8 protein-coding genes are annotated in these 12,735 nt (G+C 67.2%); 2 read left to right on the plus strand and 6 right to left on the minus strand.

What is annotated here, in order from left to right; all coding sequences use genetic code 11:
* Positions 1 to 851: 851 nt before the first annotated feature.
* From LDO29_RS25270 to LDO29_RS25295, 6 genes are all read right to left on the minus strand, one after another.
* Positions 852 to 1,778, minus strand: a complete 927-nt coding sequence (locus LDO29_RS25270) for an alpha-E domain-containing protein (RefSeq protein WP_224082485.1) — start codon at positions 1,776 to 1,778, stop codon at positions 852 to 854.
* Positions 1,779 to 1,841: 63 nt separating this feature from the next.
* On the minus strand, positions 1,842 to 2,741 hold the full coding sequence (locus tag LDO29_RS25275; RefSeq protein WP_224082486.1) for a transglutaminase family protein: 900 nt from the start codon (positions 2,739 to 2,741) through the stop codon (positions 1,842 to 1,844).
* 8 nt (positions 2,742 to 2,749) lie between these two features.
* Positions 2,750 to 5,389: a circularly permuted type 2 ATP-grasp protein gene (locus tag LDO29_RS25280; protein WP_224082487.1), complete on the minus strand. Its 2,640-nt coding sequence runs from the start codon at positions 5,387 to 5,389 to the stop codon at positions 2,750 to 2,752.
* A gap of 56 nt (positions 5,390 to 5,445) precedes the next feature.
* Positions 5,446 to 8,901 carry a transglutaminase family protein gene (locus LDO29_RS25285; RefSeq protein ID WP_224082488.1) on the minus strand — a complete coding sequence of 1,152 codons (3,456 nt, stop codon included), beginning with the start codon at positions 8,899 to 8,901 and terminating at the stop codon, positions 5,446 to 5,448.
* Between the two features lie 73 nt (positions 8,902 to 8,974).
* Positions 8,975 to 9,649: a tetratricopeptide repeat protein gene (locus tag LDO29_RS25290; RefSeq protein ID WP_224082543.1), complete on the minus strand. Its 675-nt coding sequence runs from the start codon at positions 9,647 to 9,649 to the stop codon at positions 8,975 to 8,977.
* 230 nt (positions 9,650 to 9,879) lie between these two features.
* Positions 9,880 to 10,851 (minus strand): magnesium and cobalt transport protein CorA, encoded by a 972-nt coding sequence (locus LDO29_RS25295; protein ID WP_224082489.1) that lies wholly within the window; start codon positions 10,849 to 10,851, stop codon positions 9,880 to 9,882.
* A 199-nt stretch (positions 10,852 to 11,050) separates the two neighbouring features.
* On the opposite strand from LDO29_RS25295, the gene minC reads away from it, so the two are divergent.
* Together minC and minD are read left to right on the plus strand one after the other, a co-directional pair.
* Positions 11,051 to 11,851 (plus strand): septum site-determining protein MinC, encoded by an 801-nt coding sequence (minC, locus tag LDO29_RS25300; RefSeq protein WP_224082490.1) that lies wholly within the window; start codon positions 11,051 to 11,053, stop codon positions 11,849 to 11,851.
* Positions 11,852 to 11,918: 67 nt separating this feature from the next.
* A complete protein-coding gene (gene minD, locus LDO29_RS25305) occupies positions 11,919 to 12,734 on the plus strand; it encodes a septum site-determining protein MinD (protein WP_224082491.1) in 816 nt (271 codons plus the stop codon).
* Position 12,735 lies beyond the last annotated feature (1 nt).

The raw sequence follows: 12,735 nt of genomic DNA on the forward strand, positions 1-12,735 counted from the left end.
TCGCGGGGCATTTAGCGTCCGCTAAACGGCCTATCACACTCGATTCGCGTTTGTGCAGAGCATCCCTAACGGGCGAATATTGATCGTAGTGTGCCGAGGGTGTTGTACGGGGATGGGCTTCAGAGTGTTTCCGGCTGCCTGCCGCGTGGTGCGCGGCCGTGGGCAGGATTACAGCGCTGATTGAACGAGCCCCGAAACTGTCCGTGGCCCCTGCTGCTACCGGTATCGCGTGGACGCCTACGGCTGCGCTGCGCGCGGTGTCCTGGTCGGCATGGCGAGGGCATCAACGTCGCTGGCGCCGGCGCTTCCCCTTCTTCGTTTTCTCTCTTCGCGCATGGCACATGCGCCAAGGGCTTCGTCACCAGATCGTGGTTCGGGCTGCGGCCCAGAAACCCAGACTCCGAGTCGCGCGCAGCGCAGCCGTAGGCGTCCCCGCGATATCGCTGTTAGAAGGGACCACTCCGTAATCCGGGTTCGCTCGTACGCCCTGTCCCATCCTATTGAGCTTTCCCTATTTCACGACAACATCAAAGCAACCACCGTCATTCCCGCGAAGGCGGGAATCCAGCGTCTTACAAGTCCCCCGAAGGGGGACAAAAAGTCACTGGGTCCCCGCCTGCGCGGGGACGACGAATATTTTGCGTTGTCATGAATTCTGGAAACATCAATAATCATCTACGCGGCAGGCAGTCTGGTTATGCCACCGGACCGTCTTCACCTCATCGAGCCGTTCGTCAACCACGAAGACGCGCTTTTGCCTACTTTTACCGCTCGGGTAAAAGTAGGTCGCCGGCTACGCCGGCGAAACAGCCGCGCCCGCCAAGCACGCTCCCCCCATCCCAACCTCCCCTTTAAGCCAACAAAAAATCCCCCCGAATCCCCTCCCCCACCTCCCTCACCTTGCCAAGAAAATCCCCAAGCCATCCATGGATCCCCACGGCAAGGATGTCTTCAATGCGGGCGAACCTCAGTTCAGCATGCAGCCGCCCGGCCCGCCTCTCGGTATTGGCCGAATGCCGGTTCCGAACCTGCGCGAGGATCGCCACCACCTCATGCATGCTGGCCGCCAGCGAGCGCGGCATGGCCGGGTTCATGATCAGCAGTTGCGCCACCCGCTCCGGCGTGATCGCGGAACGGTAGACCTTGCGGTAGCTCTCCAGCCCGGACAGCGCGCGTAGCACCGCTGCCCACTGGTAGGGGTCCTCCTGCAGCGCCGGGCCACCAGCGGTGCGGAACTTCACGTCAAGCAGCCGCGCGGTGTTGTCGGCGCGCTCCAGGAACGTCCCCAGCCGCATGAAGCAGAAGGCCTCGTCCTTGAGCATGGTGCCGACTTCCACGCCACGTGCGAGGTGAGAGCGGAATTTGACCCACTCGAAGAAGGCGGCAGGATCGCGCAGCGGCGCGCCGTCGCTGACCAGCTGGCGCGCTTCGAGCCATGTGGCGTTAATGGTTTCCCACAGCGGCGTCGTGAGCGCACCACGCACCGCGCGCGCGTTTTCGCGTGCGGCGCGCAGGCAAGACAGGATCGATGCGGGATGGCTCTCGTCGCCCGCCATGAAGGCGATCATCGCCTCATGGCCGAGCCCACCGTGACGCGCGGCATAGCAGGGCGTGAGTTCGGTGATGTCGAGCATGGCGCGCCAGCCCTGCTCGGCCGCGTCCGCGCCTTGCGGCAACAGCGCGGTCTGGTAGTTGACGTCCAGCATGCGCGCGGTGTTTTCCGCGCGCTCGGTGTAGCGGGCCATCCAGTACAGGTGATCGGCGGTGCGGCTCAGCATGGCGGCTCCCGTGATAGTGCCCGCCATGCATCAAGCAATTGCCTTGCCAGCCTGCGGGAATGCTCAGTCCACCGGCACCACCGTCACGCCTACGTCCACGCCGTGCGCACCGCCGCCGACGATCACGCCATGCAGCAGCGGCACGTCACTGTAGTCGCGGCCAAGCGCCAGCGTGACGTGGCGCGTATCCGCCAGCACATTGTTGGTCGGGTCAAGGTCCACCCAGCCTGCGACGGGGCAATACACCGACACCCACGCATGCGAGGCATCGGCGCCGACCAGGCGCGGCTCGCCAGGTGGCGGCTCGGTGCACAGGTATCCGCTGACGTAGCGGGCCGCCAGCCCCAGCGAACGCAGGCAGCCGATCATCACCTGCGCAAAGTCCTGGCACACCCCGCTGCGCTGCACGAATGCCTGCATGGCGGGCGTATCCACTTCGGTGGATTCGCTGTGATACGCGAAGTCTGCGTGGATGCGCCGCATCAGGTCAATTGCACCGGCCACCACCGGCACGCCTGCGCCAAAACTGGGCAGGGCGTACTCGCGCAGGCTCGGATGCAGGGCAATGTTGGGCGAAGCAAAGACGAACTGCGTGGCCGGATCGAACGGTTGGCCGACGTGGAAACGCAGCGATTGCGCCACCGTTTCCCACGGCGCGGAAGCCGCTGGATCCAGCGCCTGCCAGCGCGGCGCGAGCACGACGGTGCTGGTGCAGGTCAGCTGCATCTGCGTGTGCGGCACATCGAGCATGTAGTGCAGCACGCGGTTGCCAAAGGCGTCGGTGCGGACATGCTGGTGCGTGGGCGCGGGCTCGATGCGGGTTTCGTGCGCAGTCACGGCCTGCCAGGGCAGGTCCGGCGGCGTGGCCACGGCACGCTGCTGGGCATGTTCGACCGGCTGCGAATAGCGATAGGCGGTCGTATGCAGCACGTTGAGCGTGCAGCCTCCGGTGGAAGCGGTCACGGCGTCATTCACGGCAGCCCGGCCTCCGGGTTGGCGCCCGCATGGCTGAAATAGCGCGCGCTGATTTCATCGGACACGCGCGCCATGCGCTCGATGAACTGGCGGCACAGCGCCGGCAACGCGGCCGGATCGCCGTCCGGATCGCACAGGGCCTCGCACAGCGCAGCGCGCGTTGGCAGCGCGCTGGCAGCGGGCAGCAGTTCCGCGAGCGGCACGCGCGCCTGCGCGCTGCCGCCCGGCGCAAGCTGCTCCAGCTTGCTGCGCAGCCGCTCCAGCAATCCATACAGGCCACGCGGGTTGGTGGGCTCCAGCACCAGCAGGTCGATCACCGCGGCGAGGTCGGTGCGGCCCGGATAGAGCGAGCGGTAGGTCAGCGTGCAGTCGAACAGGTGCAGCAGCAGCTCGAAGCCGCTGCGCGAGCGCAAAGCGCCGGCTTCGATGGCCGTCAGCAGGAAGTTGCTCATGGTGGCCAGGCGTTCGATATGGCGGCCGATGAAGACCAGGCGCCAGGCTTCGTCGCGCGTCATGCGGTCGCCCTGTGCGCCGTTGATGGCGCCGAGCTGCATCGCCAGGTGCTCGAGCGCGGCCAGCACGCGCGCGCGGTCGTAGCTGGCGGCACCGCCATCGCCCTGGGTCAGCGTGGCCTCCATCATGGCGTCGCCGAAGTCGTTGCGTGCCGCCAGGATGGTGCGCCAGTGGTCGTTGGACAAGCGGTTGCGGATTTCATTGGCCGCAGCGGCGTGCGCAACGAGGTTCTGCACCAGTCCAGTGCCACCCTGTGCGTCAGCCAGCGTGGCGACCAGGCTACGCTCGAACAGGCGCAGCGACGCCTTCGGCGGCGGTGCCTCGGCCGGTACCAGCCCTGACACTTGCGCGAGCCGGCCCAGCATCGACAGGGTGCCGTCATCGGTATCGTCGCTGCTTTCGATCGAACCGAGGATCTGTCGGCACAGCCTCACATTGTTCTCGGCGCGCTCGGCATAACGCCCGGCCCAGAACAGGTTTTCGGCGGCCCGGCTCGACACCACCAGCGGCCGGGCCGGTGTCGGCGGTGCCAGCCCGGCGCGCCCGGCCAGCGGCACGGCCGGCACCGGCTGGCCGGACAGCACCCACGTATCGGCACTGGTGCCGCCAAGCTGCATCGATACCGACTCGAGCCGGGGTGCCGCCAGCCGGCTGAAGCCGCCGGCCATGACCTGCCAGCCGCCATTGCCATCCGCCACGGCAAACACGCGCAGCATGGCCGCGCGCGAGCCGATCCGGTCCCCTTCCCAGCATGGCGTGTGTGACAGCGGCAGCGGCGGCTGCAGCGTGTAGCGGTCGGGCATGCGGGCGATGCGCTCGCGCCATCCGTCCAGCGCCTGCAGGCCCAGTTCCATGCCCAGCGCGGGCTCGTCGGACATATCGGCGCGGCGCGGATAGGTCGGCATCACGAAGGCTTCCGGCAACGTGGCCAGGGCCTGCTCGCGCGCGGCATCCTCGCCGCACCACCAGCTCGGCACGCCGGGCAGCAGCAGCGGCTCGCCCAGCAGCGCTTCGGCAATGCCGGGCAGGAAGCCGTGGATGGCCGGGGATTCCAGGAAGCCGGAGCCGGGCGTGTTCGACACCATGACATTGCCGGCGCGCATCGCCTCCAGCAGCCCGGGCACGCCCAGCGTGGAGTCATGGCGCAGCTCGAGCGGATCGCAATAGACATCGTCCAGGCGCCGCAGTACGACGTCAACGCGCTCCAGCCCGCCGAACGTCTTGAGATAGACCACGTCGTTGCGCACGGTCAGGTCCTTGCCCTCCACCAGCGTGATGCCGAGATAGCGGGCCAGGAAGGTCTGCTCGAAGTAGGTCTCGTTGTAGGGGCCGGGCGTGAGCAGCACGATGTGGTGGCCGGTGCCGGCGCTGCCCGGGCCTTCGCGCCCGCTGCCGGCCTCCGCCGCCGCGGCCAGCGGCGCATGCGCCAGCGTGGACACCAGTTGCGCGAACGCCGGTGGCAGCCGGCGCACGTGCAGGTCGCGGAAGGCATCGGTGAACAGGCTGGAGATGATCAGCCGGTTTTCGAGCGCGTAGCCCATGCCGGACGGCGTGTCGGTGCGGTGCGCCATGACAGTCCAGCCGTCTTCGGTATGCACCAGGTCTACGGCGACGATCTGCAGGAAACTGCCGCCCGGTGGCTGGTAGCCGCGCAGCGGATGCAGGTAGCCCGGATGCCCGTACACCAGCCCCGGCGGCAGCAGCCCGTGCGAAAGCAGCGACTGTTCGCCGTAGATGTCGGCCAGGATGGCGTTGGCCAGCGTTGCGCGCTGCGCGGCACCGCGCTCGATCCACTGCCAGTCCTGCTCCGTCACCAGGAACGGAAACAGCTCCAGGGGCCACGCGCGCGCCGCGCCGTGGTCAGCATAGACGTTGTAGGTCACGCCGTTGTCGCGGATCTGCCGCGCCATGGCCGCCGCGCGCGGGCCCAGCGTTTCGGTGTTCGGCTCGCCCACTACGGCGAAGAAGCGCGCCCACGCTTCGCGCAGCGTGCCATCGGGCAGCCGCAGTTCATCGAGGTGCCCCGCGGGGACCGGCTGTGCGAGACCGGCCGCGGCGGCAATGGCCGCCGTGGCATGCGGTGCATCGAGGTCGTCAGTCGGCCGCGACAGGGGCTGGGCCAAGATATGGTCTCCTGTTGGCGGCTGGCCCGTGCCGGCTCAGCCGCGGTACTGCATGTCTACCCCTGGCGCAGGTCGAGCGTGAAGGGGAACTCGAGACTGCGCCGCGGCGCCTGCGCGACGGTGCGCCCCGGCGTATGCCCGTAGGCCGAAAAGCGTGCCAGGCGCCGGCTTTCCGCCTCGTAGGCATTGACGGGGAAGGTCTGGTAGTTGCGCCCGCCCGGATGCGCCACATGATACTGGCAGCCACCGATGCTGCGCTCGGTCCAGGTATCGACCACGTCGATGGTCAGCGGCGCGTGCGACGCAATGGTCGGATGCAGCGACGACGCCGGCGCCCAGGCGCGGTAACGCACGCCCGCGACGAATTCGCCGGCACGGCCGGTCGGCTGCAGCGGCACGGCCTGGCCATTCGCGGTAACCACGTGTCGGCAGTCGTTCATGCCGAGCACGCGCACCTCGAGGCGCTCCACCGAGGAATCCACGTAGCGTACCGTTGTACCCGCAGCGCCCTCCTCGCCCATCACATGCCACGGCTCCAGCGCGCCGCGCAGCGTGAGCGCGAGGCCGCCAGCGGCCAGCTCCCCGATGCGCGGAAAGCGGAACTCGAAGTGCGGGGCAAACCAGGCGGCATCGAAGGCAAAGCCAGCGGCGCGCATGTCGGCCAGCACGTCGTCGAAATCCATCTGCACGAAGGTGCCCAGCATGAAGCGGTCATGCAGCGCCGTGCCCCAGCGCGTGAGCGGCGCCTGGTACGGTTCGCGCCAGAAGCGCGCCACCAGCGCGCGCAGCAGCAACTGCTGCACCAGGCTCATGCGCGCATGCGGCGGCATCTCGAACGCACGCAGTTCCAACAGGCCGAGCCGGCCAGTCGGGCCGTCGGGGGAGTAGAGCTTGTCGATGCAGAATTCGGCGCGGTGCGTGTTGCCGGTGACGTCGATCAGCAGGTTGCGCAGCACGCGGTCGACCAGCCACGGCGGCACGTATCCATTTGTACTGCCTAGCTCGCGCCCCGCAAGCTGGCGGCGCAGTTCCGCGAACGCGATTTCCAGTTCATAGAGCTGGTCGTTGCGCGCCTCGTCCACGCGCGGCGCCTGGCTGGTCGGCCCGATAAAGAGCCCGGAGAACAGGTAGGACAGCGACGGATGGTTGTGCCAGTATGCAATCAGGCTGGCCAGCAGGTCCGGGCGGCGCAGGAACGGGCTGTCGGCCGGCGTCGCCCCGCCCAGCACAAAGTGGTTGCCGCCGCCGGTGCCGGTATGCCGGCCGTCGAGCATGAACTTCTCGGTCGACAGGAAGCACTCGTGCGCGGCCTGGTAGAGGAACTCGGTGTGGTCGACCAGTTGCTCCCAGTTGGCGGCCGGATGGATGTTCACCTCGATCACGCCGGGATCGGGCGTAACCTGCAGCACCTTGAGGCGCGCATCGCGCGGCGGCGGGTAGCCTTCCAGCACGATCTGCACGCCTAGCGAAGCGGCAGTGGCCTCCACGGCCTGTACCAGCGCAAGATAGTCTTCGAGCCTGGGCAGCGGTGGCATGAAGACATAGATCACGCCGCGCTTGTCGTCAAACTGCTCGGCTTCCACGCGCGGACCTGCCGCGCGCGCGGGATGCCGGACTTCGACGCACAGCGCGGTGCGCACCACGCCGGCCGCCGACTCCCCGCGCACGGGCTCCGTCTGTGCAGCCGCGGGGCCGCTGCCCGTACCCATGCCTGCGGTCAGGCGAGCGGCTTGCCCTCCCCGCGCTGTCGCCGCCACGGCCGCGGGCGCGGCGGACTGCCGCCGCACGTTCGCGGCTGCCGGCAGCGGTGCGCGCGGCGCAAAGGGATCCTGCCCGAACTGCTGCTCCCGGTCTGCCGGGCTCGACCACGGCAGGGCGTCGAGCGGCAACCGGTAGCCCATCGGCGAATCGCCAGGCAGCAGGTACAGGCGCTCGTCGCGCAGGTACCAGCGGCCGCTGGTCCAGCCGCCTCTGTCGCCAGCCTGTTCCGCCCGGTCCTCTTCTTCATCCCGCGCCAGCGGCAGCACGTAGCCGGTCACGCTTGCCAGCCCAGCATCGAACACGCGGCGCAGACGAACGCGCTCCAGCTCGTCGTCCAGGCGCGAGGCATGCGGGTCGACGTTGACCGGCAGCCGCCGTTCGCGCCACAGGTAATACCAGGCATCCTCGTAGCCAGGCTGCGCGTATGACGTATCGAGACCGAGCCGGTCGCACAGGGCCATCATGAAGCGGCGCGCATCGGTGTCGGTATAGTCGCCGGGATGGCGCTCGTCGGCGAACAAGGCCGGGTCCTGCCAGCAGGGCACGCCATCGGCACGCCAAGCAATGGTCAGCGCCCAGCGTGGCAATTGCTCGCCCGGATACCACTTGCCCTGCCCGAAATGCAGGAAACCGCCCGCGCCGTAGCGTTCGCGCAGGCGATGCACCAGTTCGGTGGCCAGGCCGCGCTTGGTCGGCCCCAGCGCGTCGGTGTTCCATTCCGCGCCGTCACGGTCGCGTGCCGAGACGAAGGTCGGCTCGCCGCCCATGGTCAGGCGTACATCCATGGCCTGCAGTTCGCGGTCCACCGCGACGCCGGCGGCGCTCACGGCCTGCCACTGGTCCTCGGTATAGGGCAGCGTCACGCGCGGCGACTCATGGACGCGCGTAATGGTCATCGCATGGCTGAACTCGACTTCGCTCTCGTCAACGGCGCCTGTCACCGGCGCGGCGCTGCCGGGCTCGGGCGTGCAGGCGAGCGGAATATGCCCCTCTCCCGCCAGCAGGCCGGAGGTGGGATCCAGCCCGATCCATCCTGCGCCGGGCAGGTAGACCTCGCACCAGGCATGCAGGTCGGTGAAGTCGCGCTCGGCGCCGCTGGGACCGTCGATGGCCTTTACATCGGGCGCGAGCTGCAGCAGGTAGCCCGAGACGAAGCGCGCCGCCAACCCCAGGTGGCGCAACGTCTGCACCAGCAGCCAGCCCGAATCGCGGCACGATCCCGAGGCGTTGGTGAGCGTGGTCTCCGGGCTCTGCACGCCCGGCTCCATGCGGATCAGGTAACGGATCTCGCGTTGCAGGCGCTGGTTCAGCGCCACCAGGAAATCCAGCGTGCGGCATTCCGCGCGGTCGATGCTGTCGACAAAGGCGGCAAAGCGCGGCGTCAGTTCGTCGCGCACCAGATAGGGCGCCAGGTCATGCGCGAGGCCGGCGTCGTACGCGAAGGGAAAGCGTTCGGCCTCGGGCTCCAGGAAGAAGTCGAATGGGTTGTAGACCGACATCTCGGCCACCAGGTCGACCGTGACCTTGAATTCCGTCGTCGCTTCCGGGAACACCAGCCGCGCCAGGTAATTGGAGAACGGGTCCTGCTGCCAGTTGATGAAGTGCTGTGCCGGCTCGATGCGCAGTGCGTACGACAGGATAGGCGTGCGGCAATGCGGTGCGGGCCGCAGGCGCACCACCTGCGGCGACAGCTTCACCGGACGGTCATAGCGATAGTGCGTGACGTGATTCAGTGCGACATGTATGGCCACGGCGCCCTCCCAGGCGGTTGCTGCGATTGGTGTCGCGCTGTCTCAAGCAAGACTTGTACCCTCCCGCGACGGCTTACATCGAACCGCCCGCCTTCGCGCGCACGGACTCCTCCAGCAGCGAGCGCAATTTGGCCAGTGCGCCCGGATCGCCATGCGCCGCCGAGCGCGCATACCAGATCTTGGCCTGTTCGATGTCCTTGCCCACCACGCCGGGCTCGCCGTGCTCGTAGAAACTGCCGACGATGTACTGGGCACCGCCATCCCCCGCGCTGGCCGCGCGGCTGTACCACTCGAAAGCCTTGCCGTAGTCGCGCGGCACGCCGCGGCCGGTGAAGTAGTTGGTAGCGAGTTCCATCTGCGCCTGGACGTGGCCGCCCTGCGCGGCGCGTTCGTACCAGCGGTTGGCCTCTTCGAGCGAACGCGGTACCAGTTCCCCGCGCTCGTACAGGTCACCGAACGTGAACTGAGCATGTGTCATCTGGTTGTCGGCAGCCTTGCGCAGCCACACCAATGCCTCCTGCGGCTTCGCCGGCGTACCCTCGCCGCGCAGTAGCATCATGGCGTAGTTGAACTGGGCCAGACGGTTGCCTTCGCGCGCGGCGGCGGCAAAGCCCCGCAGTGCGGTGTCGAACGCGCCGGCTTCATAGGCGGCGAGCGCTTCACGCGTCTGCGCCTGGGCTGGCTGGACTGGTGCGGGGGCGGCCTGCGTCAGGGTGCCGGGGCAAAACGCCAGCGCTATTGCCACCATGGCAATAGCCAGAGGACGGCAACGGGCCAGACCGGCTGCCGTGTCGGACCAGAGCGAGGGGCGGGCAATTGGCATGGCGGACTCCGGGATGCGCTGCGCCTTCTTGGTTCCAGTGTAGGAGGCGGCGATGCGGCCCGGAAGCTGATGGCGGGGGGAAAACTATTCCCGCGAATAATCATTATCGCTTACGAATACCAACCAGCATCCATCCTGTTAATGAACGGCAGCCTTCAGATCCATCCGGCACGATGCAGACGCCGCCACAACGCGCCGCATGCCACAGCCGTCACGCCAATCACGAGCGGGTACGCGTAGTGGAGCCTGAGTTCCGGCATGAACGAGAAATTCATGCCGTAGAGGCTGAACACCACGGTCGGGATCGCCAGGATGGCACCCCAGCCCGCCAGCCGCTTGACGACCTCGTTCTGCCCCACCGTGACCAGGGCCAGGTTGACCTGGACGGCCGTGGTCAGCATTTCTCGCACGACATCCAGCGTGCGCACGAGCCGGCTGGCGTGATCCTCGATGTCACGGAAATAGGCGCGCAGTTCCTTCGGGACAAGGTCTTCGTGCAGGCGGATCAGCTGGCTGCAGATATCCTCGACCGGGTTCACCGCATTGCGCAGGCGCAGCACCTGCCGCTTGATCTGGTACAGGCGCTCGATCGCGGCGCGGTCGAACTCGTCGCGGAAGATGCCCTGCTCCAGCTCTGCAAAGGTGTCCTCAAGACGCGTGACGATAGGCATGTAGTGGTCGACCACGAAATCCATCAACGCATAGAGCACATAGCCAGGGCCGTTGGCCAGCCCTTGGGCGTCGTGTTCGCAGCGCTCGCGCACCGGCGCATAAGTGCTGCTGGCGCCATGCCGCACCGACACGACATAGTTCGGGCCGACGAACAGGTGGGTTTCGCCGACCACAACCTCGTCCCCGACCAGTTGCGCGGTATTGAGCACGATGAACACCGAATCGCCGTACGCCTCCAGCTTGGGCCGCTGGTGCGCGTCGAGTGCGTCTTCCACCGCCAGGTCGTGCAGGCCGAAGGACTGCTGCACCTGGCGCAGCAGGGCCAGGTCCGGCTCATGCAGGCCCAGCCAGACAAAGGTGCCGGGCACGCTCAGCGCCTGTGGAATCTCCTCGATGCCGACAGTGCCGAGCCGCTTGCCTGCCCGATAGGCCACACAGTTGACGATCGCGCCCATGACAGCTCCGTTCTGCAGATGGCGCAATCGTAACAAGGTGGCGGCGGCCTGCGCCGGAAACTGGCCGGCGCGCTGCCGCCGGCACCACTTGCGCGCGCCGAATGGATTGCGTGCGGCACCTGGGGACAAAGTCGGCCTATTTGTTACAGTTCGCACCGAAGACACAGTTAGAATGTGGCATTTCCACGGTCACCCGGCTATGTCACAGAAGAAATCGCCACGCTTCGAGCTGCGCAGTGGCAACGTAGACGCCCTCCTTCTCGCCCTCCAGACCGCCGACATGGCTGCACTGCGGGACGACCTGCTCTCCCGGTTCGAAGCCACCCCCGATTTCTTCTCCAATGACGTGATCGCGCTGGACCTGCGCGCACTCGAAAGTGATGACGAGGTCTCGCTCGACGCGGTGATCGGCACGCTGGCGACGCTCAAGGCACGCGCGATCGGCGTGGTTGCGCGGCCCGCCCAGCACGAGTGGGCGCAGCGCTTCGGCCTGCCGCTGCTCGACAGCCAGAGCCGCCGCGGCCTGCGCGAATCGGCGGAAGCCGCCGAGGCCGCCGAACGCGCTGCGGCAACGGCGGTTGCCGAACAGGCCGCGCGCGAGGAAGCCGCCCGCGCCGCCGCCCAAGCAACCACCGAAGCCGCCGTCAAGGCCGCCCTGCAGCAGGCCCAGACCCTCCTGATCGACAAGCCGCTGCGCTCGGGCCAGCAGGTGTACGCGCAAGGCGACGTGGTCATCATGGACGTGGTCAGCTACGGCGCCGAGGTGATCGCCGAAGGCAACATCCATATCTACGCCCCGCTGCGCGGCCGTGCGCTGGCGGGCGTGAAGGGCAACACCGGCGCGCGCATCTTCAGCACGTGCATGGAGCCTGAACTGATTTCCATTGCCGGCATCTACCGGACGGCCGAGCAGACGCTGCCGGCCGACGTGCTCGGCAAGACCGCCCAGGTTCGCCTGGCCGATGAAAAGCTGATCCTGGAAGCGATCCGGATGAAATGATCCGGCGCCCAGTCATGAACGGAATCACTGCAGCGCAAGCTTCAACCTAATTACGGACCAAAGAGCCATGGCAAAAATCATCGTTGTGACCTCCGGCAAGGGAGGCGTCGGCAAGACCACCACCAGCGCCAGCTTTGCCGCCGGCCTGGCCCTGCGCGGCCACAAGACTGCCGTGATCGACTTCGACGTCGGCCTGCGCAACCTCGACCTGATCATGGGTTGCGAACGCCGCGTGGTGTATGACCTGATCAACGTGGTGCAGGGCGAAGCCAACCTGCGCCAGGCGCTGATCAAGGACAAGAAGTGCGAGAACCTGTTCATCCTGCCGGCCTCGCAGACGCGCGACAAGGACGCGCTGACCAAGGAAGGCGTGGAGAAGGTCATCAACGGCCTGCAGGAGATGGACTTCGAGTACATCGTCTGCGATTCGCCCGCCGGCATTGAGTCGGGCGCGCTGATGGCCATGTACTTCGCCGACGAGGCGCTGATCGTCACCAACCCGGAAGTATCATCGGTGCGTGACTCGGACCGCATCCTCGGCATCCTGGCCTCCAAGACCAAGCGCGCCAGCGAAGGCGGCGAGCCGATCAAGGAACACCTGCTGATCACGCGCTACAACCCCAAACGCGTGCATGGCGGCGAGATGCTGTCGCTGACCGACATCCAGGAAATCCTGCGCATCAAGCTGATCGGCGTCGTGCCGGAGTCGGAAGCCGTGCTGCATGCGTCCAACCAGGGCACGCCCGCCATCCACCTGGAAGGCAGCGACGTGGCCGACGCGTATGGCGACGTGGTGGACCGCTTCCTGGGCAAGGACAAGCCGATGCGCTTCACGGACTACCAGAAGCCGGGCCTGCTGTCGCGCATCTTCGGCAACAAGTAAA

It is taken from the genome of Cupriavidus laharis (genome assembly GCF_914271435.1).
GTDB classification, from domain to species: Bacteria; Pseudomonadota; Gammaproteobacteria; order Burkholderiales; family Burkholderiaceae; genus Cupriavidus; species Cupriavidus laharis.